At 65.3% G+C, this 20,740-nt stretch carries 27 protein-coding genes; 4 read left to right on the plus strand and 23 right to left on the minus strand.

The genetic code is table 11. From position 1 onward, the window contains the following. Positions 1-3 precede the first annotated feature (3 nt). From AC07NT_RS12520 to AC07NT_RS12535, 4 genes are all read right to left on the minus strand, one after another. Positions 4-492, minus strand: a complete 489-nt coding sequence (locus AC07NT_RS12520; protein WP_498598715.1) for a hypothetical protein — start codon at positions 490-492, stop codon at positions 4-6. Between the two features lie 22 nt (positions 493-514). Then, positions 515-943: a DUF2750 domain-containing protein gene (locus AC07NT_RS12525; RefSeq protein ID WP_498598714.1), complete on the minus strand. Its 429-nt coding sequence runs from the start codon at positions 941-943 to the stop codon at positions 515-517. Between the two features lie 210 nt (positions 944-1,153). Beyond that, positions 1,154-1,477, minus strand: coding sequence for a VF530 family protein (locus tag AC07NT_RS12530; protein WP_498598713.1), 324 nt, complete (start codon positions 1,475-1,477; stop codon positions 1,154-1,156). Beyond that, positions 1,416-2,132: a ProQ/FINO family protein gene (locus AC07NT_RS12535; protein ID WP_498598712.1), complete on the minus strand. Its 717-nt coding sequence runs from the start codon at positions 2,130-2,132 to the stop codon at positions 1,416-1,418. The genes AC07NT_RS12530 and AC07NT_RS12535 overlap by 62 nt, the downstream gene beginning before the upstream one ends. A gap of 80 nt (positions 2,133-2,212) precedes the next feature. On the opposite strand from AC07NT_RS12535, the gene AC07NT_RS12540 reads away from it, so the two are divergent. Next, positions 2,213-3,043 carry an urease accessory protein UreD gene (locus AC07NT_RS12540; RefSeq protein WP_498598711.1) on the plus strand — a complete coding sequence of 277 codons (831 nt, stop codon included), beginning with the start codon at positions 2,213-2,215 and terminating at the stop codon, positions 3,041-3,043. Between the two features lie 9 nt (positions 3,044-3,052). Here the strand turns inward: AC07NT_RS12540 and AC07NT_RS12545 are convergent, their stop codons facing one another. Then, positions 3,053-3,949, minus strand: coding sequence for a LysR family transcriptional regulator (locus AC07NT_RS12545; RefSeq protein WP_498598710.1), 897 nt, complete (start codon positions 3,947-3,949; stop codon positions 3,053-3,055). 136 nt (positions 3,950-4,085) lie between these two features. Between AC07NT_RS12545 and ypfH the strand changes: the two genes are divergently transcribed. Both ypfH and AC07NT_RS12555 read left to right on the plus strand, forming a co-directional pair. After that, on the plus strand, positions 4,086-4,775 hold the full coding sequence (ypfH, locus tag AC07NT_RS12550) for an esterase (RefSeq protein ID WP_498598709.1): 690 nt from the start codon (positions 4,086-4,088) through the stop codon (positions 4,773-4,775). Further along, the gene (locus tag AC07NT_RS12555) at positions 4,772-5,554 is read left to right on the plus strand and encodes a dioxygenase family protein (RefSeq protein ID WP_498598708.1); all 783 of its coding nucleotides are present in this window, start codon (positions 4,772-4,774) and stop codon (positions 5,552-5,554) included. The genes ypfH and AC07NT_RS12555 overlap by 4 nt, the downstream gene beginning before the upstream one ends. Before the next feature lie 24 nt (positions 5,555-5,578). Here the strand turns inward: AC07NT_RS12555 and AC07NT_RS12560 are convergent, their stop codons facing one another. The 3 genes from AC07NT_RS12560 to AC07NT_RS12570 all read right to left on the minus strand — a co-directional run bounded on the left by AC07NT_RS12560 (position 5,579) and on the right by AC07NT_RS12570 (position 8,517). Further along, positions 5,579-6,610 (minus strand): hypothetical protein, encoded by a 1,032-nt coding sequence (locus AC07NT_RS12560; protein ID WP_498598707.1) that lies wholly within the window; start codon positions 6,608-6,610, stop codon positions 5,579-5,581. A 95-nt stretch (positions 6,611-6,705) separates the two neighbouring features. Beyond that, positions 6,706-8,157 carry a hypothetical protein gene (locus tag AC07NT_RS12565; protein ID WP_498598706.1) on the minus strand — a complete coding sequence of 484 codons (1,452 nt, stop codon included), beginning with the start codon at positions 8,155-8,157 and terminating at the stop codon, positions 6,706-6,708. A gap of 219 nt (positions 8,158-8,376) precedes the next feature. Further along, on the minus strand, positions 8,377-8,517 hold the full coding sequence (locus tag AC07NT_RS12570; protein ID WP_498598705.1) for a hypothetical protein: 141 nt from the start codon (positions 8,515-8,517) through the stop codon (positions 8,377-8,379). Between the two features lie 151 nt (positions 8,518-8,668). Between AC07NT_RS12570 and AC07NT_RS12575 the strand changes: the two genes are divergently transcribed. Continuing rightward, positions 8,669-10,507, plus strand: coding sequence for a diguanylate cyclase domain-containing protein (locus AC07NT_RS12575; protein ID WP_498598704.1), 1,839 nt, complete (start codon positions 8,669-8,671; stop codon positions 10,505-10,507). Between the two features lie 21 nt (positions 10,508-10,528). Here AC07NT_RS12575 and AC07NT_RS12580 read toward each other — a convergent pair whose 3' ends face one another. From AC07NT_RS12580 to urtC, 15 genes are all read right to left on the minus strand, one after another. Beyond that, complete coding sequence (locus tag AC07NT_RS12580; protein WP_498598703.1) at positions 10,529-11,212, minus strand: glycoside hydrolase family 3 protein; 684 nt, start codon at positions 11,210-11,212, stop codon at positions 10,529-10,531. 34 nt (positions 11,213-11,246) lie between these two features. After that, entirely contained in the window at positions 11,247-11,648 is a 402-nt protein-coding gene (locus AC07NT_RS12585; RefSeq protein WP_498598702.1) for a YciI family protein, read from the minus strand. A gap of 44 nt (positions 11,649-11,692) precedes the next feature. Beyond that, the gene (locus AC07NT_RS12590; RefSeq protein WP_498598701.1) at positions 11,693-12,082 is read right to left on the minus strand and encodes a VOC family protein; all 390 of its coding nucleotides are present in this window, start codon (positions 12,080-12,082) and stop codon (positions 11,693-11,695) included. Positions 12,083-12,094: 12 nt separating this feature from the next. Continuing rightward, entirely contained in the window at positions 12,095-12,481 is a 387-nt protein-coding gene (locus tag AC07NT_RS12595) for a VOC family protein (RefSeq protein ID WP_498599162.1), read from the minus strand. 39 nt (positions 12,482-12,520) lie between these two features. Beyond that, complete coding sequence (locus AC07NT_RS12600) at positions 12,521-13,015, minus strand: VOC family protein (RefSeq protein ID WP_498598700.1); 495 nt, start codon at positions 13,013-13,015, stop codon at positions 12,521-12,523. A gap of 28 nt (positions 13,016-13,043) precedes the next feature. Further along, positions 13,044-14,345 (minus strand): RNA polymerase sigma factor, encoded by a 1,302-nt coding sequence (locus AC07NT_RS12605; protein ID WP_498598699.1) that lies wholly within the window; start codon positions 14,343-14,345, stop codon positions 13,044-13,046. A 10-nt stretch (positions 14,346-14,355) separates the two neighbouring features. Next, a complete protein-coding gene (locus AC07NT_RS12610; protein ID WP_498598698.1) occupies positions 14,356-14,769 on the minus strand; it encodes a VOC family protein in 414 nt (137 codons plus the stop codon). Further along, positions 14,766-15,245 carry an SRPBCC family protein gene (locus AC07NT_RS12615; protein WP_498598697.1) on the minus strand — a complete coding sequence of 160 codons (480 nt, stop codon included), beginning with the start codon at positions 15,243-15,245 and terminating at the stop codon, positions 14,766-14,768. The genes AC07NT_RS12610 and AC07NT_RS12615 overlap by 4 nt, the downstream gene beginning before the upstream one ends. Before the next feature lie 15 nt (positions 15,246-15,260). Beyond that, the gene (locus tag AC07NT_RS12620; protein ID WP_498598696.1) at positions 15,261-15,788 is read right to left on the minus strand and encodes an SRPBCC family protein; all 528 of its coding nucleotides are present in this window, start codon (positions 15,786-15,788) and stop codon (positions 15,261-15,263) included. A 12-nt stretch (positions 15,789-15,800) separates the two neighbouring features. Beyond that, on the minus strand, positions 15,801-16,184 hold the full coding sequence (locus AC07NT_RS12625; RefSeq protein ID WP_498598695.1) for a YciI family protein: 384 nt from the start codon (positions 16,182-16,184) through the stop codon (positions 15,801-15,803). Between the two features lie 114 nt (positions 16,185-16,298). Next, a complete protein-coding gene (locus AC07NT_RS12630; protein ID WP_498598694.1) occupies positions 16,299-16,655 on the minus strand; it encodes a YciI family protein in 357 nt (118 codons plus the stop codon). Positions 16,656-16,736: 81 nt separating this feature from the next. Continuing rightward, positions 16,737-17,846 carry a patatin-like phospholipase family protein gene (locus AC07NT_RS12635; protein ID WP_498598693.1) on the minus strand — a complete coding sequence of 370 codons (1,110 nt, stop codon included), beginning with the start codon at positions 17,844-17,846 and terminating at the stop codon, positions 16,737-16,739. Between the two features lie 186 nt (positions 17,847-18,032). Continuing rightward, entirely contained in the window at positions 18,033-18,725 is a 693-nt protein-coding gene (gene urtE, locus AC07NT_RS12640; protein ID WP_498598692.1) for an urea ABC transporter ATP-binding subunit UrtE, read from the minus strand. Between the two features lie 2 nt (positions 18,726-18,727). Beyond that, positions 18,728-19,609, minus strand: a complete 882-nt coding sequence (urtD, locus tag AC07NT_RS12645) for an urea ABC transporter ATP-binding protein UrtD (protein WP_498598691.1) — start codon at positions 19,607-19,609, stop codon at positions 18,728-18,730. Next, a complete protein-coding gene (gene urtC / locus AC07NT_RS12650) occupies positions 19,606-20,736 on the minus strand; it encodes an urea ABC transporter permease subunit UrtC (RefSeq protein ID WP_498598690.1) in 1,131 nt (376 codons plus the stop codon). The genes urtD and urtC overlap by 4 nt, the downstream gene beginning before the upstream one ends. Positions 20,737-20,740 lie beyond the last annotated feature (4 nt).

The following is a 20,740-nucleotide window of genomic DNA, read 5'->3' on the forward strand; positions in this document are numbered from 1 at the left end:
CCTTCAGCAGCAGCGGGCGGCGGGCGCAGCGTCCGTGCCCCGCTGCGGTGCCAGGCGCAGGAAGACGCCCAGGGCCATCAAGAGCATGGCCGAGCTCACGATGATGGCCACCGGGTAGTACAGATTGCCGGCCAGGTCCAGCTGGCTGTACTTGATGACCATCATCAGGCCTTCGAGCGCAAGCGCCACGCAGACCGTGCCGATGAAGCGTGGCAAGGTACGCCGGAGCATGACGACCACGTCATGCTCCGGCTCGGCGCCGTAGCCGTATTCCTTGCTGATCACCAGCGCCACCTCGAACACCGCCATCGAGATCACGCTGGCGTTCACGATCTTCACGATGATCTGTGTGACCTCGTCGCCGTTGAGCACATGACCCACGGCCGCCACCAGCGTGGTGATGATGATGGTTGCGGAAATCGCGAAAAACAGCAGCGTGAATCCGCGGGCGAAAGCCTTCTGGGAAGCGAGTACAAATTTATCGTTGGTCATGCAAATCCTGTGGTGGTGCCGGTCACAGGCTGGCCGGCATGGATGAAGTAATGGCTATCAGTGCAAGTTGCTCACGCAGGCGCAGCTCCAGTTGCAAAGCCGAAACCCTGTGGCCGCGACGCCCCGTGACGGGGAACACGTCCACCTGCACGCCCAGCTCGGCCATATCGGGCAGCCATCGGCTGAGGAAAGCCGGCACCTCGATGCAGGCCGGCACATAGGCCTCCCAATCGCCACTGGCGCAGGCCGCGGCATAGGCAGGATGCGGCCAGACCGGCAAACCGACCTGCCCTTGCGGGTCGGTCAGCGTCACCCAGCCACGTGGATCCAGCAGGCCCCAGACCCGTTCGGAATTCGCCGCCTGGCGCAGGAAATGCAGGTAGCGCTGATCCTCGGGCAGGGATTGGACCGCGAGGAGCTTCGGAGGCAGTACCAGGTGTGCGCCCGGCATCACGGATCCCCGGCACGGCGGCTGACCACCCACGTGTAGCGCATGTCACGCCGTTCGCGTGTGCAGACCCTGTCCATAAGCATCGCCCTTCATCGGAAACAGGGCACCAGCTTAGGTCGCACGCGGGCAGGGCGAAAGCAAAAAAATATTTTGTTGCTTCCGTTACGGCAACCGCCACGAAGTAGCAAAACGACGAAACACGGGCCGGATCTAGCCTGCGGCGCGCCGTTGCTCGCGCAACATGTACAGGTACAGCCCCTCGACCTTCTCACGTGCCCAGGGCGTCTTGCGCAGGAAGGTGAGGCTGGACTTGATGCTGGGGTCCGCACTGAAGCAGCGCACCGGGATGCGCTCGGCCAGGCCGGGCCAGCCGTAGTGGGCCACCAGTGCCGTGACGATGGCCTCCAGTGTCAGGCCGTGCAGGGGATTGCGCGGCTGAGCAGGTGACGTGGTCACGGGCAAACCGCGGGGTTCAGCTGGCAGCGGCGCCAGCCTCGGCGCGGCGCTTGTGAGCCAGTCCGGCCTTGAGGACATCGCGCTCGTGCACGCCATACATGTCGGCGAATTCGCGTGCACTCTTGCCGCTGGCCTCGAAGGCCTTGAACAGCGCCTCCTGGCGTGCGATCTTCTGCGCGCTTTCCGTCATCGCTTCGTCCAGCAGGGCGGCGATCTTGTCGTCCGGGGGCTGCACACGCTCCAGATAGTCCTGACGGCTCAGGCCCGAGGCTTCAAAGGCAACCGACAGCTGGGCCCGCAGCTTCGGGACCAGATCGTCCTGGGTGCGGGCCTGACGACGGCGGTGCAGCTCCACCACGGCCTGGAAGAGATGCTCGGGCGCCACCTGTTCCACGATCGCGCCGTCCAGGTCATGCCGGGCCTTGCCCGCTGCGATGCATTGCAGGTAACGCGTGGAACGCGCATGCACGGCCAGCGCGGCCTTGAGGCTGTCGCGCTGGAACACGTCCGGATGCCGGGCCAGCAGGTCCTGGAAAATGCCGCGCTTGAGCGGCAGGAACTCGGCCCCGAAGAGTTGGGGGTAATAGGTGTAGAGCTTTTCCAGCACGGGCAGCGCTGACTGCTTGCGCTCGGCCAGCTTGCCCTTGCCCTCGGGTTTGGCGGCAGGCACGTCCGCAGGGGCGGCCTGCGTTTCGGTCGGGTGGTCGGTAGACAGGATGGAGCTGGTCGTCATGGGTTTCGAATTTCGGTGAAGCCCCGATTGTCGGTCACCCGGGCCTACCCTGCGCGTCTGACGGGCTAGACTCGCTGCCTATGACTTGGCACGCCTCGCTGCAACTCGACTACATCCGCGACGGCGCACGCAGCCTGGCGCATTTCCGCCATGAGGGCCCGCTGCGCATCCTGCAAAGCCTCTACCCCGAAGGCGACAGCATCTGCCACAACGTGCTGGTGCATCCGCCCGGCGGCCTGGTGGGCGGCGACACGCTGGACATCAGACTGACCGTCGCTCCCGGCGCGCACGGCCTGGTCACCACACCTGGCGCCACGCGTTTCTATCGCAGCAGCGGAGAAGTCGCGCGTCAGTGGGTGCATGCTCGCATCGAGGCCGGCGCACGCCTGGAATGGTTGCCGCTGGAAGCCCTGGCTTACAACCAATGCAGGGCCGAGAACAAGGCGGTATTTGAACTGGCCCCGGGCGCCGAACTCATGGGCTGGGACGTGACCGCCCTGGGCCTGCCGATGGCCGACCGGCCCTTCAGCGAGGGCTCCTTCGCTCAGCACCTGGAAGTACCCGGTGTCTGGCTGGAGCAGGGCCGCATCGCAGCACATGACACACGCCTGATGGACGGCCCGCTGGGCCTGGCCGGCCAGCGTTGCCTGGCCACCCTGTTTTTCGTGGCGGGCGAGCCCATCACGCGGGACCGGCGCGAAGCCGCACTCGAAGGGGTGCGCGTGCTGATCGATGCACACGCCCTGCGTGCCACCGCCGGCGCCACCAGCCCGCACCCGCAGGTGCTGGTGGTGCGCGTGCTGGCCCCGCTGGTGGAACCCGCCATGGACCTGCTCAAGAGCCTGCGCGCGGCCTGGCGCCGGCAGCTCTGGCAGCTGGACGCCGTGCCGCCACGCATCTGGGCCATGTAAGCACCCGGCTTACACCCGCCCGGCCTGCGCGAAGGCCGCCCCCAGAAAGTCCACCATGGCACGCACCTTGTGCGACAGGTGGTGACGGCTGGGATAGACCACGCTGATGTCCATTTCCGGCCCCGCGTACTGCGGCAGGATTTCCACGAGGCGGCCGGACTTCAGATCCTCCCCCACCAGGAAGCTGGGCTGGAACACGATGCCCTGGTCGGCCAGGGCCGCGGCGCGGCACGTATCGCCGCTGTTGCTGCGCAGGCGCGGGTGCACCTCGATGCTGCGCGCGCCCTGGGGCCCGTTGAAATGCCACTGCTCACCGGTGGCCAGGTAGGTGTAGGCGATCACGTCGTGGTCGGTGATGTCGTCCAGCGCCAGGATCGGTGCCGCCTGCCGCAGGTAACGCGGCGAGGCGCACAGCACCAGGCGCGTGCCGGCGATGCGCCGCGCGATCAGCGTGGAGCTGCTCAGCAGGCCGATGCGCACCGCCATGTCGTAGCCCTCCTCGATCAGGTCCACCACACGGTCGTTGAGGTTCACCTCCAGCTCCACACGTGGGTGGATGCGCAGGAACTCGCCCCACAGCGGCGCCAGGTGGCGGATGCCGAAAGTCAGCGGCGCACTGATCTTGAGCACCCCCTGAGCCTGCACGGCCGTGGCGCTGACGGCGGCGTTGGCATCGTGCAGTTCGCCCAGGATCTGCACGCAACGCTGCAGGTATTCGGCCCCGGCGTCGCTCAGTGCCAGCCGGCGTGTGGTGCGCTGCATCAGCCGCACGCCCAGGCGGGCCTCCAGTTCGCTGACGTTGCGCGAGACCATGGCCTTGGAGATGCCCAGCCGGTCGGCCGCCTTCACGAAACTGCCCAGCTGCGCGACTGCCACGAAAGATTCGAGCTCTTTGAACTGGTCCATGCCACTTTTTCTGGGTGATAGGCCTTATTGTTTCATTTCATTGTCCAATGAGTCAACCAATAGGCTATTTATCAAATAAAGATAGACCAATAAAGTACATCCAGCGCGGCAAATTGCGGCGCAGACAGGACCCACCATGAACCAGCCCCAAGCCCTCATCCTCCAGCAGCCCAGCAAGGCAGCGCAGCTCATCCTGCTCTTCCACGGTGTGGGCTCGAACGCGCAGTCCCTGGCCGGGCTGGGCCAGGCCTATGCCCAGGCCTTCCCGCAGGCCATGGTGGTCGCGGTGGACGCGCCCTACCCCAGCGAACTTGCCCCCGGCGGCCGGCAATGGTTCTCCGTGACAGGCGTGACGGAAGAAAACCGCGTGGAACGCGTGGACGCCGCCCTGTCCGCCTTCGAATTTGCCGTGCGTCACTGGCAGGAACGCTGCGGCGTGGACACTGCAGGCACAGCGCTGGTGGGCTTTTCGCAGGGCGCCATCATGGCGCTGGCCTCGGCGCTGCGCCCCGAACCGGTGGCGGCGCGCGTGGTGGCCATCAGCGGGCGCTTTGCGCGCCTGCCCGAGGAGCCGCTGCACGAAGGCAGCACCATCCATCTGCTGCACGGCAAGGCCGACACGGTCATGCCTTACAGCCACGCCATCGAAGGCGCCATGCGTCTGAAATCGCTGGGCGGAGACTTCACGGCCGACGTGCTGCCCTTCATCGGTCACGAATTGCATCCTGATCTGGTGGAGCTGGCGGTCGAGAAGCTGCAGCAACACGTGCCGGCGCGGCTGTGGCTCAACCCTGGCGAAGAAAACACCGAAAAGGAAAAATCATGAACACCCTGCCCAGCCTTTTCGTTTCGCACGGCGCACCCCTGTTCGCCGTGGACGCCGGCAGCACCGGCCCGGCCCTGCACGCCTGGGCCCAGGCGCATGACAAGCCCAGCGCCATCGTGGTGATGTCGCCGCACTGGATGGCGCGCACGCCCATGGTGATGGGCACGCCTGCGCCGCAGACCTGGCACGACTTCGGTGGTTTCCCGCCTGAGCTCTATCAGCTGCAGTACCCCGCGCCCGGCCAGCCCGCGCTGGCCCAGGAGGTGGTGGACCTGCTGCAGACGGCCGGCATCGAGGCCGGCCTGGACAACCGCCGCCCCTTCGACCACGGCACCTGGGTGCCACTGCTGCACATGTACCCCGAGGCCGACGTGCCTGTGCTGCAAGTGGCCCTGCCCGCGAGCTGGGGCCCGGCCCAGGTCTACGCCTTGGGCCGCGCGCTGCGCGCCCTGCGCGAACGCGGCGTGCTGCTCATGGGCACGGGCAGCATGACACACAACCTCGGTGAATTCTTCGGTGGCGAGCGTGAGCCCGCACCCTATGTCGTCGAGTTCAGCCGCTGGGTGGAAGAGAAGATCACGCAGGGCGACACCGCCGCCCTGCTGGACTACCGCCGCCTGGCACCGCACGCACAACGTGCGCACCCGACGGAAGACCACTTTCTGCCGCTGTTCTTCGCGCTGGGCGCCGCGACCGATGGCGCGCGACCGGACTACCTGAGCCGCGAGGTCATGTACAGCATGCTGGCCATGGATGCGTTTGCGCTTGAGGCGGCCTGAGCATGCCCTGCGCTCAAGCCTGCCTCAAGGATAGCTATCAATTTCGTAGCAACCACCAGGTTGGCGCAACATGCCGCGGCCGAGTGTGTTGCGGCAATCCGGCGGAAACTCGATCTTGTCCACGCCGCAGCGGGCCGATGGCGAAACCGGCGTACCACTTCCAGCCGGCGGTGACTTGCAGCAGAACTGCCCCGCCGAATCACACAACGCCGATGGCGTCGTCGGGAAGGAAGCTGGATCGCATTGGGGGGTAGCAATCCATCGCAGGCCAGCGAGCAAGGGCGCCGGCTGGCACTGCAACGCCGTAGCGGGCTGAGTGCGGGCCGTGAACGTTGCCATGACCTGTACTGGCGCCATGCCGTCCAGCGTGAACTGGCAGGCCTGCCCGGCACAATTGCCGCTCCAACCGTCGAACCGGGTTGTGTTCAGGTCGTTGGAGCCCGGATTGAGCGTGACCTGACCACGACCAAAGTCGTGGCTGCATTGCGTCATGGGCCGACCCTGGGCCGTCGTGCCGCATTCGATGCCGGGCGGGTTGCTGGTCACATGGCCATTGCCAGTGACCGAGACGGTGACCGTGAACACCTTGCGCTGCGCCAGCATCACGATCAGGGCATCGCTGTCGGTCACATCGTTGCGCAGGCTCTTGTTGACGATCTCCACATTGAAATTCGCCGGGTCCATCATCGCCAACGGCGCGCGCAGCTGCACCGTGTACAACGGCGGGGTCACCGACGCATTCACATTGAGCACCTGGAAATACCCCAGTTCGCTCGACACCGAGGCCGGCGCACTGGTTTGCGGCAGCGGCGTGAAGGTACCGTCCGGCTCGCGCAGGCCCAGACTGAAGGTGCTGCCGATGGGCGCGCTGAACCACACTTTCATCACGCGGCCCCGGGTCGGCAGCACTTCCATGGGCGGCGAGCTGGAGTAGGTGGTCCAGCCGCCGGTTGTGCTGGGGATCTCCAGCACGTTGTAGACCGGCTTCGCGAGTTGACCGCTGCGCGGCACGCTCGGACAGCCGGTCAGCAATGTCAACGCGACGCAGGCTGCCACCAACCATCGGAGGCTTCCCACATTGCCATGCACAACGGCAGCATGTAACCATGTCGCTTTCATCATCGTCACTCCTTGAAGGTTGAGCCACACCCTCAGGGTGGCGGTCGGGCGTCGTCGCGAAAGGGTCTGGTGCCAATCACCATGCTGTCGATGGTGGCCTGGCGGGAGGTATCGGAACTGCGCGTCAGAAGTCGCGACAGATCGAACAGGGGCGAATAGGTGCCCTGCATGCCTGGCAACCACTGCTGGGGCATGGAAACGATACGGCCGGAAAAAATGACCTCCAGCCTGTCGTTCCACATGGTGTAGACGAGTTCGTTTTCCTGCGGCCGCTCGCGCATCGGGCACAGACCGGCCCCGATACGGAACGGGAAACCGGCGCCACCACTATGAGCGCCATTGAGCGCCAGCACGTCCTCCGCCGCACGCCAGGAACCCCCGTTGGCCGAGAAACGCACCGCGTGCCAGAGCCGGGTGCTGCTTCCGTTCTGGGCCACGAAGAACACATGCAGGGCCCGCGGACGAGCCACGATGGCAACGTCGATGATGTTGCCGAAACCGCCGCCCAGCGCCTGCCCGACATCACCCCAGGTCGATACCGCGTTGAAGCGATTGAAGGTCAGGCCCGTGCTGCGCGTGGCGGTCCCGAAACTGTTGGCCATGCTGTGATGGAGCACGCCGTTGCGGATGGCCACCATGTGCAGCTCGCGGGTACTGACGTCGTCCTCGAATTGCGTCATGGCGCATTGCACCGTGCCTTCCCGCACCGGCTGGCCTGGGCGGTTCGTGATCCTGGGCGTCGGCGGGACGTTCGGACCCACGCCTCCCAAAGGCACCGAAGGGTTGCGCACGAAACGGTCGTCCCCGTTGAGCAGATCCTGAATGACATTCGCACGGCTGGGGGTAGAAGCCGCGGCATTGGCCGGCACCACCTCGATCAGCATGGTGGTACGCACGGCGTTGTCGTCCGAGCGCATGCCGGCGCAGCCGAAGACCTGGGGCGTCGCCTGACCCACCGGCATCAACTGGGGTACCGTCATCCCCCCGACAGGGGGCGTGTCGAATTCCTCGCCCGCGTTGGCGCTGCTGGCTGCAATCGGACCCGACCAAGCCCCTGCCGCATCCTGGGTGTTGATCGTCCAGCCGCTGGCGTTGGCGTCCCCCGCCACGGGGCGTCGTGCCGGATGCGCCTGGGCCCGTACCACCACGGATCCGGCCGAATTGCGGGTCCAGGCCTCGCTGAACCCGTACACATCCACGGTCAGGCCCGGTATGGTGCTCGCGGCAGGGTTGCCACGCGGCCCAGCAATACCGCGGAAACGGGTGAAGCCATGGGTGGTGGCGTAGCTGGGATTGGGGTCGGTTCGCTCGGAAACCAGCGCCAGATCTGTCTGCGGATTGACAGAGAAACTCACCGCATGAATGATGCACATGGGTGCGACCGGCACGGTGGCACTGCCGCCACCGGTCGAGCCACAACCCGCGATCATGATCACACCCAGGGCGACCAGGCCCTGAACCCCTGTCGAGACGGTCTGCTTCATGCTCACGGTGGACTCCTGTGCAAGGGCCGATGCGAGGAAGGAAGCCGCTGGGTTCGCCAGACAGCGAACCCTGGGCCTCCTGCATGGTCAGGATGCTAGGGAGTCTTCATGAGGGGCGCCATCCCATGAACAGGGGATGAGTCCTTCCTGTTCAGCGCACTGGACAGATAAGCCGTCACCGATCCTTCATGCACGCAGGACCGGGACGGCTGGGGGCGTTCAGCCCAGCAGCCGGTACAGGCCGTAAGCGGCCAGCACGCCGGACAGTACCAACAGCAGGGTCTTGACCATGCGCGTGGGGACCAGCGCGCCGATGATGCTGCAGATGAGGATGGCGGCAAAGATGTAAGTCATTTTCATACCGCAATGGTAAGACTTCACGAAACGGGTCTCAAACCGCAGCAGCCAGCCCTCTTTCGTTCACCACGGCGCACCGGTGTTGGCTATGATGGGTTGCAGCCTGTCCCCAGCCACCACCCGGATCTGTCCCCATCAGGGAAGCACAAACCTCATGACGCTGGACCTCATCTACAGCACGGCGCTCCTGCTGGCCCTGTCGGCACTGTACGAGTTCAATATGCGCATCTGGGGGGGCCACCGACGGGCCGCCAACCTGGCTGCCGGCGTGATCTTCGGGGCCATCTGCATCTTCGGCATGCTGCACCCGGCCAACCTGGCGCCGGGTGTCATCTTCGATGGCCGCTCCGTCATCCTCGGCGTGACCGGCATCTTTGCCGGCCCCTTGGCCGCCCTCGTCGCCGGTCTCATGGCCGCCGCCTACCGCCTGTGGCTGGGCGGCGCTGGGGCTCCTGTGGGTGTGGCCGTGATCACCACAGCCGTGCTCAGCGGCCTGGCCATGCGAGTGGCGCTGCGCCGGGGCTGGGCCCAGCCCAAGCTGCTCGACTTCCTGATGTTCGGCCTGCTGCTGCACATTGTCTGCCTGGGCTGGTTTCTTCTGCTGCCCACCCAGCACCTGCAAAAACTGCTGGACGCTGTGGTCACCCCTTACCTTTTCGTGCTGACGCCGAGCACGGCCCTGCTGGCCCTGCTGCTCAACGACCTGCAGGTGCAGCGCAGCGCCAAGGAAACACTGACCCGCAGCGAAGCCCTGCGCCGTGCCATCACCCGGGCCTCCCCCGATCTGCTGCTGGTGCTGGACGAAGACGGGCGCTATCTGGAGGTGATCTCGCCCGAAGGGCAGCTGCTCTCGGGCCGTCCCGACCAGCTCATCGGCAAACGCCTGGAAGAGGTGCTGACGGCGCCGCAAGCCGAACGCCTGCAGGGCTTCCTGCGCCAGACGCTCCAGTCCGCCACGCTGCAGAGGATCGAATACGAGATGGACGGCGAGGACGGACGGCATGTGCTCGAAGGGCGCGCCCAGGCGCTGGACATCCTCGTGGGAGGCAAACGCGCCGTGCTTTTCGTGTCGCGTGACATCACCGAACGCGTAGCGGCCGAGCAGGACCGCCGTGTTGCTGCCGTCGCCTTCGAGTCACGCTCGGCCATGCTGGTCAGCGACGCCGCCACCGTGATCCTGCGCGTGAATCAGGCCTTCGTGGACCTGCTGGGCTACAGCCGGGAAGATCTGATCGGCCACAAGACCAGCATGTTGCGTTCGGGCCGTCACGACACGGCCTTCTACGAGGCCATGTGGGCGAGCATCCACAGCACGGGAAAATGGGAAGGCGAGATCTGGAACCTGCACAAGCACGGCAGTCTGATCCCCCTGTGGATCACGATCACGGCGGTGCGCAACGAGCACCGGGCCGTCACCCACTACGTGGCGATCATGAGCGACATCTCCGAGCGCAAGCTGCAGGAGGAAGAGATCCGCGCCATCGCGTTCTATGACGCCCTCACGGCCCTGCCCAACCGCCGCCTGCTGCTTGAGCGCCTGCAGCGCGCCCTGACCCTGGCGCGTCGCAACGGGCAGCACGGCGCGCTCCTCTTCGTGGACGTGGACAACTTCAAGAAGATCAACGACGAGCACGGACACCATGCGGGCGACCTGCTGCTGCAGGAGATCGCCGGCCGGCTCGGTCGTGTCGTACGCGAGTCCGACACGGTGGCGCGCATCGGCGGCGACGAGTTCGTGATCATTCTTGAACACCTCAACGAAGACCCGGCGCTGGCCCGCACCGAAGCCCGCCAGATCGGCGCCAAGGCCTTGCTGGCCATGGCCAGGCCCTACGACCTCGAAGGCCAGACCTGCCAGAGCAGCGGCAGCATCGGCATCGCGATGTTCAACCAGACCGAGATCGATATGGATGTGCTCATGCGCCAGGCCGATGAAGCCATGTACCAGGCCAAACGTGCCGGCAAGAACACCCTGCACCTGCACGAGGGCTGAGTCCGGCGGCCCAACACAATCTCAGGCGTGGTTGACTTCCTGCGCCGTGAGCGTGTAGTCGGTGCGGTAGGTCGTGGAAACCACAGCCCTGGCACCCTGGGCTTCCAGCTGGGCCGGGCTGAGTTCGGCTTGCGCCAGCGCCTGCAGGCTGGCCAGGCTGTAGGCCGTCACGAGCAGGGCGCCATCGACGCCGGCATCGGCACCGCGTATGCGTTGTTCATTCGTCATCGGCGCCGCCAGTGCGCCCTCCAGCAGATGCGCACTGCCCAGCCCGGAACGCTCGGGCAAGCGGGGCAAAAGGTCCTTGAGCAGCCAGTCGTTCAAGGCGACCTTCCTGTCCGCGGCGGCCGAAAACCGGAGCAGCAGCGCGACATGTCCCATCCCGAAGCCATGGCTGCCGGCAACGGAACACAGGCCCCGGGTCATGCCACGGTAGTGCGGCATCATCTTCGAGGTCCAGGGCGTCGGATTGTTCAGGCGCTGGAGATAGGCATCGGACGCCAGGGTGGCCAGATGTTCCACCTCGTACAACACGCAATACCTGGGCTGCCCCTGCAGCGCCACCCAGCGTGTACCCCGGCGAAAACCCGGGATCGCCAGCCGCTCGGGCAGATGTTCATGGGTGTGCCAGTCGTCGTGCTCAGGGATCACCTCCGGGGCGACATCAAAAGACAGCAGCATGGCGGCTTGACCGAGCAGGGGCATTCTTGTGACTCCATGAAAAATAGCCAGGCCAGACTCAGGCCTGGCGCCATGCTACAGGCGTCTCGTTGCTGATCGCCGTGGCAGCGGCGCGCTCGGCGTCGAGAGGGCGTATCTCCAGGGTCAGCCCATAGGCCACGCAGGGGTTCTCGGCGGCCATCGTGGCGGCCTCATCCAGGCTGGCCGCCACGATGAGCCAGTAGCCCCCGATGAGCTCCTTCGCCTCCGCAAACGGACCATCGGTGATGGCCGTCTTCGAGACCACCCGTCCTTCCCGGGTGAGCCGGCTGCCGGGCTTGATCTTGCCCGAAGCCAGATTGCGTTCGTACCAGACATAAAAACCGTCGATGGCGTTCTGGACCTCGTCCTTCGGCGCACGCTCATCCCATTGCCCGCGGCAGATCACCAGGTAGTCGTTCTTGGCCGTTTTTTGTTTCATGGGGTACCCAGATGCGGTGGAGTTTCTCGGTGTGCCGTGTTGGCCTAAGCCGGCTGCCTGGCGTAACTCACCGTCAGCATCTCCCACTGGTGCCCCTCGGGTTCGTTCCAGTAGACGCTGGAGCCGCCGTAGTCCGTGTTCACCTTGTGATCCACCGGGCCGCGCACCGTACTGCGGTAAGCCATGCCGGCGGCCTGGATGCGCGCAAGGATGGCGTCGAACTCGGCTTGGCTCACACGAAAGCAGTAGTGCTCAACGGGGAAGTCTTCGTCGGTCTCGATGAAGTCCAGGGTCAGGCCGGGGTTGATGTAGACCGGAGCGAAGGGGCCGATGCCCTGTTCGGCCCAGGGCACGCCCAGCAATTCACCCAGCAGCCGCGCAGCTGCCTTCTTGTTGCGACAGGAGACGATGAAGTGATCAAGTGCGATGGCCATGGCATGCCTGCTCTATTGCATGGAGTGCAGGCCGATCATATTGCCTTCGGTGTCGAAGACCAGGGCGATGTGGCCGTAGGCGCCGATGGGGGTCTTGGCCCTCTGCATCCTGCCGCCATGCTGCACGGCCCGTGCCGCCTCAACGGCACAGTCCGTACAGCTGAAATAGATCAGGGTGCTGTTGCCGCCGGCCGCAAAGCCGGGCATGCGCACCAGGGCACCAGAAGCGCCATAGACGGCCTGGTCCATGGGAAAGGCCCACATCTCCATGCTCTGATTGCCTGTTGTCGGGTTGTCCAGGCGCGTGAGCTCCACACCCAGCACACCCTGGTAAAAGGCCTTGGCACGTTTCATGTCGTCAACGTAAATCTCAAACCAGCCCACGGGGTTGTTCATAATCATCCTTTCGATATGTGCAGATGCCTCAGACCAACCGCCTCAGCCAGCGGCCCGACGTAATGCAGCGATGTCCAGCTTCTTCATCTGGAACATGGCCTCGCTCACCTTGCGCACCGTGGCGGGGTCCGGGTGCTGCAGCAGGTCCAGCAACAGATGAGGCACCACCTGCCAGGACACACCGTATTTGTCTTTCAACCAGCCGCACTGCTGGGCGGCGGGATTGCCGCCAGCGCCCAGTTTGTCCCAGTAGTGGTCCACCTCGGCCTGGGTCTCGCAGCCGATCTGGAAGGAGACAGCCTCGCTGAACTGGAACACCGGGCCGCCGTTGAGCCCGACGAAGGACTGCCCGTCGAGCTCGAAGCTCACGGTCATGACCGCGCCGGTGGGCTGGCCGTGGTATTCGAAGCCGACCTCGGTGTAACGCGTGATCGTATGGACACGTGAGTTGGGAAAGATGCCGCAGTAGTGATGGGCAGCCTCTTCAGCCTGTCGGTCGAACCAGAGGCAGGTGGTGAACTTGTGGTGTTTGAGCATGGTGTGGCACCTCGCAAAAATCAGTGTGTCAATGCAATGGAGCGCCGTCCGCGCCCATTTCCTGCGCGCGCTCGAGCAGCAGGGCGCGCTCACGCAGGTTCTGGGTGAGCGCAGCGGCGCGTTCGAACTCCTGCCGCGCTTCCTGCGAACGGCCCAGGCGGGCCAACAGGTCACCGCGCACGCTGGGCAACCACTGGTAGGCCTGCAGGGCCTTGTCGGTGCGCAGCGTGTCGATGATGGTCAACCCCGCCTCCGGCCCATAGGCCATGGCCACGGCCACCGCGCGGTTGAGTTCGACCACGGGCGACGGTGCGGTCTGGGCCAGCGCATCGTAGAGCGCGGCGATGCGGGGCCAGTCGGTGTCGGCCGCCTGCGCGGCGCGGGCATGGCAGGCCGCAATAGCGGCCTGCAGGGCATAGGGCCCCAGGGGCTGGTCCTGCTGTGCGCCGAGGGCTTCGGCCCGTTCCAGCGCGGCCAGGCCGCGGCGGATCAGCAGGTGGTCCCACCGCGTGCGATCCTGCGCCAGCAGCAACACGGGGCGACCCTGCGCATCGGTGCGTGCCTGGGTGCGCGAGGCCTGCAGTTCCATGAGGGCCAGCAGGCCCTGCACCTCGGGTTCCTGCGTGGCCAGCTCACCCAGCATGCGGCCCAGGCGCAAGGCTTCGTCCACCAGGGCCGGACGCATCCAGTCCTCGCCGGCCGTGGCCGTGTAGCCTTCGTTGAAGACCAGGTAGACCACCTCCAGCACCGACGCCAGCCGTTCGCCCAGCGCGTCGCCGCGCGGCAGCTCATAGGGCACACGCGCTTCCTGCAGGATGCGCTTGGCGCGCACGATGCGCTGTGCCAGCGTGGCCTCACTTACCAGGAAGGCGCGTGCGATCTCGTGCGTGCTCAGGCCCGCGATCAGCTTGAGCGTGAGCGCGGCCCGCATCTCGGGCTTGAGCACGGGGTGGCAGGCGGTGAAGATCAGGCGCAGCAGGTCGTCACCGATCTCGTCCTGGCGCGCGGCGTCGAGCGCGTCGACAAAATCTGGCACGACCAGGGCTTCGCGTGCTTCCAGGTCCAGGCCGATCTGTTCCAGGGCGTTGTCCTGCACCTTGTGGCGGCGCAACAGGTCGAGCGCGCGGTGTTTGGCCGTGGTCATGAGCCAGGCTCCCGGGTTTTGCGGCACGCCGTCGCGGGGCCAGTGCTCCAGCGCCGCCACCAGGGCATCCTGCGCAGCCTCCTCGGCCTGGCCGATGTCGCGCAGCAAACGCGCCACGGCCGCCACGATGCGCGCGGACTCGATGCGCCAGACGGCGGCTATGGCCTGATGGGTGGCGGAATGCATGTCGGCGGGTTCAGGCCGTCGTGGCCGGGAATGCGCTCATGTCCATATAGGCCAGTTCCCAGATGTGACCATCCGGGTCTTCGAAGCCATGCTGGTACATGAAGCCGTGGTCCACCGCGCTGCGCGGCACGCTGCCGCCTGCGGCCCTGGCCTTGGCCACCTGCGCATCCACCTCGTCGCGGTTTTTGCAGGAGAGGCAGATCAGAACCTCCGTGCTCTTGCGCGCATCGGACAGGGGCTTGTGGGTGAAGGTCTGGCAGAAGGACTCGGTCAGCAACATGACGTAGATGTCCTCGCTGATGACCATGCAGGCGCCCTGCTCGTTCGTGAACTGCGGGTTGAAGCTGTACCCCAGGGCGGCGAAGAAGGCCTTGGAGCGCGGCAGGTCGCGCACGGGCAGGTTGATGTAGATCTGTTGGTTCATGATGATTTCTCCTTTGAGGTGTTGCTGTCGAGTTCCGCCTGCAGGCGGTCGAAGTTCTGCTCGTTGGCGGGCACGGCATAACGGGCCACGGCCTCGCGTGTGGTGGCATCGTCGAAGCGCATGCGCCAGTCCAGGCGGGTGCCGCCCGCCTCTGCGGAAAGCGTGATCAGCAGCTCGAAGTGCGGGGCGTTCTCGTGCTCCAGCACGATGCGCGCCGGCGCCTCGACGGCATGGAACACGCTGCGGTTGGGGTAGTCCTTGCCGTCCGGGCCGTGCATGGTGAAACGCCATGGGCCGCCGGGGCGGAACTCGCACACCTCAAAAGTGTTGCGAAAACCGGCCGGCCCCCACCAGCGCGCGAGGCGTTGCGGGTCGGCAAACGCGTCCCAGATCTGCTCGCGCGACCGCGTGAAATGGCGCGTGCTGAGGATCTCGCGGGCGGCCAGAGGCGCTGCCTCCTTGTCCAATGTGCTCACGGTGTACTCCAGGGTTCAGGTTTTCTCGGCGATCGCCTTGAGGCTGGCCAGCCCGGCCTCGAAGTCGCGGCCGATCATCTTGTCCATGTCGAAGAAGACACCCATGAGCTTGGCGATGAAGGGACAGGCCCCCTCCATGGCCCAGCTGACCTCGGTGCCACCGGCGCGCGGCGTCAGCGTGAAGGTGATGGCATTGCTGCCCTGCATGGGAGCCACCATGTCCAGGCGCATGTTCACCTTGCCGGGTGCGCTGGCGGTGATCTCCAGGCTGCCCTCGCCCACGTCCTGGTTGCCCTTGAATGCATAACGTGCTCCAGGGCCGGCGGCAGGGCCGCTGTAGCTGCCCTGCATGGAGGGATCTTTCTTGTTGTAGGGGTTCCAGGTGTTGAAGGCGCGCATGTCGTTGATCAGCGGCTGCAGCTTCTCGGGCGGCGCCTGGATCAGCAGGCTGCGCTGCAGGCTGAAGGTGTCGGGCCGCGTGGTGGCAAAAAGAAGCAGGCCGGCGATGGCCAGCACGACGATGATGAGGGTGGTCTTGATCATGGTGTTTCTCCTTCAGGGGGCCACAGTGGCAAAGTCTTCCATCTCGTAGAGCCGGCGCACCTCGATCTCGGCGCTCATGCCCTCACCCACGGGGTTGGGGAAACGGCGCGTCCACTCCAGGGCCTCGTCGCGCGAGCGGACCTGGATCAGGGTGTAACCCGCGATCAGCTCCTTGCTCTCGGTGAAGGGGCCGTCAACCACCTGGCGTTTCTTGCCCTCGTAACGGATGCGCCAGCCCTGCGAGCTGGGCGCCAGGCCCGAAGCGTCGAGCAGCACGCCGGCGCGGGCCAGCTCTTCGTGGAAGGTTCCCATCACGGCCATGAGTTCGGCCATATTGGGCGGAAATTTGCCCGCCTCGGAGGTGGGCGTGGCTTTGACGATGATCATGTATCGCATGTCTGCGCTCCTTCATGTAGATACAGCCGCAAAAAGCCGGCTGACATACCCACGACGAACAAGGACAGGCGAAATCGACAGTTTCGAACCCGGGAAAACCCGGAATCGGCGAAATCAGTCCTCGTAACAGGGTCCGACGCCGCGCACTTCGACGGTGCACCACTCGGCGGCCGGACATTGCTGGGCGATGGCCACAGCCTCGGCGCGGGTCTTGCAATCGATCAGGAAAAAGCCGCCCACCATTTCCTTGGCCTCGGCAAAAGGACCATCGATGAGCTGGGCGCGGCCTTCGCGCACCTGCACGCGCACGGCGCGCTCCTGCGAGGCCAGCGATTCGACCGCCAGCAACTGGCCGCGCGCGCGCAGACCCTCCGCGAATTGCTGCATGCGGCCATAGACTTCGCGGCCTTCGGCCTCGGTGCGTGTGCGGCGCTGACCGGTGGGTTCAACCATCAGCAACATATAAGGCATGGCTAGGGACTCCTGGGCGTCAGAAGAGTATGGAGATGTCTTGGATGCGCGCCATCATAGCCTCGGCCAAACGACCCTGCCTCAGCCGAACAGAGCCTGCATGTCGATGGTCGAGCGACGCCCCAGCGCCGCGGCGTCTGTAGTCAACCAGACGTCGCCGCGCTCGCGACCCTGCCCGTGCAGCCGCTGCAGGAAAGGGCCGTGCGGCAGCAGCTTGCTGTCGCTGCGGTCCAGGCTTTCGAGCTGGCTGGTATCGATCATGTGAAACCGCATGTCCAGCAGGCGCTGTTCCAGCCGGCCGTGGCCGAAACGCGAGGCTGCCGAGAACTGGGTGCTGTGGGTGAACATGCGCATCTCGCGCATGAAGTTGGCGCTGAAACCGAGTTCGGCAATGCGCGTCTCGATCTCGGCCACCGTGGTGGGCGTGACTTCGCGACGCAGCGGGTTGAGCAGCACCAGCAGCACGTCGCGTGCATCGCACTCGTAAAACAAGGGGAACACCGCCGGGTTGGCGGTGTAGCCGCCGTCCCAATAGGCCTCGCCGTCGATGACCACGGTGCGGTGGATCTTGGGCAGGCAGGCCGAAGCCAGCAGCACATCCACGTTCAGCTCGCTCTCACGGAACACACGCAGTTTGCCGGTGCTGACCTGGGTGGTGCCGACAAACAGCTTGAAAGGGCTGTGCGTACGCAGTCTGTCGAAGTCGATCTGGTCCGCCAGCAGATCGCGCAGGGGGTTGAGGTCGAAGGGATTGAGCTGCATGGGCGAGAACTGGCCGGCCCAGCTGGAGAAGAGCTTGCCCGCAGGTGTGAAACCGATGGAGTCGCCCTTGCGCCGGGTCATCAGGCCCCAGGGCATCTGGCGGCCCAGTTCGGTCCAGAATTTGGCCAGGGCCGCACTCGCTCCCTCGCGCCCGCCTTGCAGCCAGCCGTGGGCCAGCACCACGGCGTTCATGGCGCCGGCACTGCTGCCGCTAAGGCCTTCGAATTCGATATGAGGGTCCGCCAGCAGCGCGTCCAGCACACCCCAGGTAAAGGCCCCGTGGGCGCCCCCGCCTTGCAGGGCCAGATTGAGCCTGGCCGGTGTGGTGCCGCGCTGACCGGACAGGGCCCGCTTCCACTGCGCGAGCAGGCCGCTCGCAGGCGGGGTGCCGGACTCTGCACCGGCGGGCGTCGTTTCACTTTCGGCCAAGTCAGCTCCTTGTGGGGGCAGGATGTCTTGTGACATCGTCAGGGCGGGTTAACCCTGAGCCATCATACGAGGATGGAGCGCAGTGTGCATGGCACATCTGACTTTTGCGTCGCGCAAGTGTTGCCAAATGATGCAGCAGCTATCGCATGGTGCGTCCATGCGCAGCGCTGGTGCGGATTCAGGGGGTCAGATTGCAACGAGCTTGCGCACGCCGTCGGCTTCCATGCTCTTGCCCTGGCCGGCGGCGATGACGGCGCCGCGCTCCATGACCACGTACTCGTCGGCCAGCTCCTGCGCAAAGTCGTAGTACTGCTCTACCAGCAGGATGGCCATGTCGCCGCGGTCGGCCAGCATGCGGATGACGCGGCCGATGTCTTTGATGATGCTGGGCTGGATGCCTTCAGTCGGCTCGTCCAGCACCAGCAGCTTCGGCCCTGCGGCAAGTGCCCGCGCGATCGCGAGCTGCTGCTGCTGCCCGCCCGAGAGGTCACCGCCGCGGCGGCCCATCATCTGTTTGAGCACGGGGAACAGTTCGTAGAGCTCCGACGGGATCGGCGTACCACCCGGCTTGCTTGCCAGGCCCATGCGCAGGTTCTCTTCCACGGTCAGACGCGCGAAGATCTCGCGGCCCTGCGGCACGAAGCCGATGCCGGCGCGCGCGCGCTGGTAGGGCGTGTCTTTCTGGATGACCCGGCCCTCGAACTCGATACTGCCGCTCTTGATGGGCACCAGACCCATGAGGGATTTCAACAGCGTGGTCTTGCCCACGCCGTTGCGACCCAGCACGACAGTGACCTTGCCCAGGTGGGCCTGCAGGCTCACGTCGCGCAGGATGTGGGAGCCGCCGTAATACTGGTTGATGTTCTTGACGTTCAGCATGATCAGCGCCCCAGATAGACCTCGATGACCCGCTCGTCAGACTGCACCTCTTCCAGAGTGCCTTGCGCCAGGACAGAGCCGTCACACAACACGGTCACGATGTCCGAGATCGCCTTGATGAAGCTCATGTCGTGCTCGACGACCATCAAGGAGTGCTTGCCCTTGAGCGTGAGGAACAGCTCGGCCGTGCGCGCCGTTTCCTCGTCGGTCATGCCGGCCACCGGTTCGTCCAGCAGCAGCAACTTCGGGTCCTGCATCAGCAACATGCCGATTTCCAGCCACTGCTTCTGGCCATGGCTCAGCGTGCCGGCCTGGGCCGTCAGGCTGCCGGCCAGGTGAATGGTGTGCAGCACCTCGGCTAGACGGTCGGACTGGCCCGAATCCAGACGGAAGAACATGGAGGATTTCACGCCCTTGTCGGTCTTGAGGGCCAGCTCCAGGTTCTCGAAGACGTTGAGCTGCTCGAACACCGTCGGCTTCTGGAACTTGCGGCCGATACCCAGCTGGGCGATCTCGGCCTCGCTGTGGCGCAGCAGGTCGATGGTGGAACCAAAAAAGACCGTGCCTTCGTCGGGCCGGGTCTTGCCGGTGATGATGTCCATCATCGTGGTCTTGCCCGCGCCATTGGGGCCGATGATGCAACGCAGCTCGCCCGGGGCGATGTCCAGGCTGAGCTTGTTGATGGCTTTGAAGCCGTCGAAGCTCACGCTCACATCCTCCAGGTAGAGGATACGACCGTGGGTGATGTCCACCTCACCCGCGTTGCGGACACGGCCGTAGCTCGCGGTCTGGCCGCCGGCTGCGGTTTCGAGCCGCGCTGCGTCAATCGCGGCTTGGCGTTCGCGGTAGCGCTGTGCCCCCTGTTCAAGCAGGTCGGGTGTCATGATTTTTTCTCCCGCATCCCTCTGAGTTTCTTCACCAGCCCCACCACCCCATCGGGCAGGAAGAGCGTGACCACGATGAACAGCCCGCCCAGGAAATAGAGCCAGAACTCGGGCCAGGCCACGGTAAGCCAGCTCTTGGCGCCGCTGACCACGAAAGCGCCGACGATGGGGCCTATGAGCGTGCCGCGCCCGCCCACGGCCGCCCAGATGGCGATCTCGATGGAATTGGCCGGACTCATCTCGCCGGGGTTGATGATGCCCACCTGCGGCACATAAAGCGCGCCTGCGATGCCGCACATCACGGCCGACAGCGTCCAGATCGCGAGCTTGTAGCCCAGGGGGTTGTAGCCCGAGAACATGACGCGGCTCTCGGCGTCGCGTATGGCCTGCAACACACGGCCGAACTTGGCGCGCACCAGCCAGCGGGCCAGCAGGAAGAAGGCCAGCAGCGTGATCCCGGTCAGCACAAACAGGAACATGCGCATGTTGTGCGTGGCAATCGGCATGCCCAGGATGCGCTTGAAATCGGTGAAGCCGTTGTTGCCGCCAAAACCCGTCTCGTTGCGGAAGAAGAGCAGCATGGCCGCGAAGGTCATGGCCTGCGTGATGATGGAGAAGTACACGCCCTTGATGCGCGAGCGGAAGGCGAAAAAACCGAAGATGAAAGCCACCAGACCGGGCACCAGCACCACCAGGGCCAGTGTGGCGATGAAGCTGTCGCTCAGCGCCCAGTGCCAGGGCAGTTCCTTCCAGTCCAGGAAGACCATGAAGTCGGGCAGATCGCTCTTGTAGTTGCCGTCGCGACCGATCTGGCGCATCAGGTACATGCCCATGGCGTAGCCGCCCAGTGCGAAAAACAGGCCGTGGCCCAGCGAGAGGATGCCGGTGTAACCCCAGATCAGATCCATGGCCAGGGCGCAGATGGCGTAGCACATGATGCGGCCCAGCAGGGCCACCGCGTAGTCGCTCATGTGGAAGACGCTGCCCGCCGGCACGACCAGGTTGAGCAGCGGCGCCAGCGCGCACACGGCCAGCAAGGCGACGAGGAAGGCGCTCCAGCCCCGGCGGGTGAGCAGCGGGGAACGGGCAGGCAGGGTCAGGGCCATGGTGGGTTCAGGTTTCGACATGGCG

It is taken from the genome of Hylemonella sp. GW821-FHT10B10 (assembly GCF_059415585.1).

What these genes read in the sequence shown, in the direction of transcription:
- AC07NT_RS12520 (WP_498598715.1), bottom strand. Translation starts at nt 492, where the DNA reads ATGACCAACGATAAATTTGTACTCGCTTCCCAGAAGGCTTTCGCCCGC.
- AC07NT_RS12525 (WP_498598714.1), bottom strand. Translation starts at nt 943, where the DNA reads ATGCCGGGCGCACACCTGGTACTGCCTCCGAAGCTCCTCGCGGTCCAA.
- AC07NT_RS12530 (WP_498598713.1), bottom strand. Translation starts at nt 1,477, where the DNA reads ATGTCCTCAAGGCCGGACTGGCTCACAAGCGCCGCGCCGAGGCTGGCG.
- AC07NT_RS12535 (WP_498598712.1), bottom strand. Translation starts at nt 2,132, where the DNA reads ATGACGACCAGCTCCATCCTGTCTACCGACCACCCGACCGAAACGCAG.
- AC07NT_RS12540 (WP_498598711.1), top strand. Translation starts at nt 2,213, where the DNA reads ATGACTTGGCACGCCTCGCTGCAACTCGACTACATCCGCGACGGCGCA.
- AC07NT_RS12545 (WP_498598710.1), bottom strand. Translation starts at nt 3,949, where the DNA reads ATGGACCAGTTCAAAGAGCTCGAATCTTTCGTGGCAGTCGCGCAGCTG.
- ypfH (WP_498598709.1), top strand. Translation starts at nt 4,086, where the DNA reads ATGAACCAGCCCCAAGCCCTCATCCTCCAGCAGCCCAGCAAGGCAGCG.
- AC07NT_RS12555 (WP_498598708.1), top strand. Translation starts at nt 4,772, where the DNA reads ATGAACACCCTGCCCAGCCTTTTCGTTTCGCACGGCGCACCCCTGTTC.
- AC07NT_RS12565 (WP_498598706.1), bottom strand. Translation starts at nt 8,157, where the DNA reads ATGAAGCAGACCGTCTCGACAGGGGTTCAGGGCCTGGTCGCCCTGGGT.
- AC07NT_RS12570 (WP_498598705.1), bottom strand. Translation starts at nt 8,517, where the DNA reads ATGAAAATGACTTACATCTTTGCCGCCATCCTCATCTGCAGCATCATC.
- AC07NT_RS12575 (WP_498598704.1), top strand. Translation starts at nt 8,669, where the DNA reads ATGACGCTGGACCTCATCTACAGCACGGCGCTCCTGCTGGCCCTGTCG.
- AC07NT_RS12580 (WP_498598703.1), bottom strand. Translation starts at nt 11,212, where the DNA reads ATGCCCCTGCTCGGTCAAGCCGCCATGCTGCTGTCTTTTGATGTCGCC.
- AC07NT_RS12585 (WP_498598702.1), bottom strand. Translation starts at nt 11,648, where the DNA reads ATGAAACAAAAAACGGCCAAGAACGACTACCTGGTGATCTGCCGCGGG.
- AC07NT_RS12590 (WP_498598701.1), bottom strand. Translation starts at nt 12,082, where the DNA reads ATGGCCATCGCACTTGATCACTTCATCGTCTCCTGTCGCAACAAGAAG.
- AC07NT_RS12600 (WP_498598700.1), bottom strand. Translation starts at nt 13,015, where the DNA reads ATGCTCAAACACCACAAGTTCACCACCTGCCTCTGGTTCGACCGACAG.
- AC07NT_RS12605 (WP_498598699.1), bottom strand. Translation starts at nt 14,345, where the DNA reads ATGCATTCCGCCACCCATCAGGCCATAGCCGCCGTCTGGCGCATCGAG.
- AC07NT_RS12610 (WP_498598698.1), bottom strand. Translation starts at nt 14,769, where the DNA reads ATGAACCAACAGATCTACATCAACCTGCCCGTGCGCGACCTGCCGCGC.
- AC07NT_RS12620 (WP_498598696.1), bottom strand. Translation starts at nt 15,788, where the DNA reads ATGATCAAGACCACCCTCATCATCGTCGTGCTGGCCATCGCCGGCCTG.
- AC07NT_RS12625 (WP_498598695.1), bottom strand. Translation starts at nt 16,184, where the DNA reads ATGCGATACATGATCATCGTCAAAGCCACGCCCACCTCCGAGGCGGGC.
- AC07NT_RS12630 (WP_498598694.1), bottom strand. Translation starts at nt 16,655, where the DNA reads ATGCCTTATATGTTGCTGATGGTTGAACCCACCGGTCAGCGCCGCACA.
- urtE (WP_498598692.1), bottom strand. Translation starts at nt 18,725, where the DNA reads ATGCTGAACGTCAAGAACATCAACCAGTATTACGGCGGCTCCCACATC.
- urtD (WP_498598691.1), bottom strand. Translation starts at nt 19,609, where the DNA reads ATGACACCCGACCTGCTTGAACAGGGGGCACAGCGCTACCGCGAACGC.
- urtC (WP_498598690.1), bottom strand. Translation starts at nt 20,736, where the DNA reads ATGTCGAAACCTGAACCCACCATGGCCCTGACCCTGCCTGCCCGTTCC.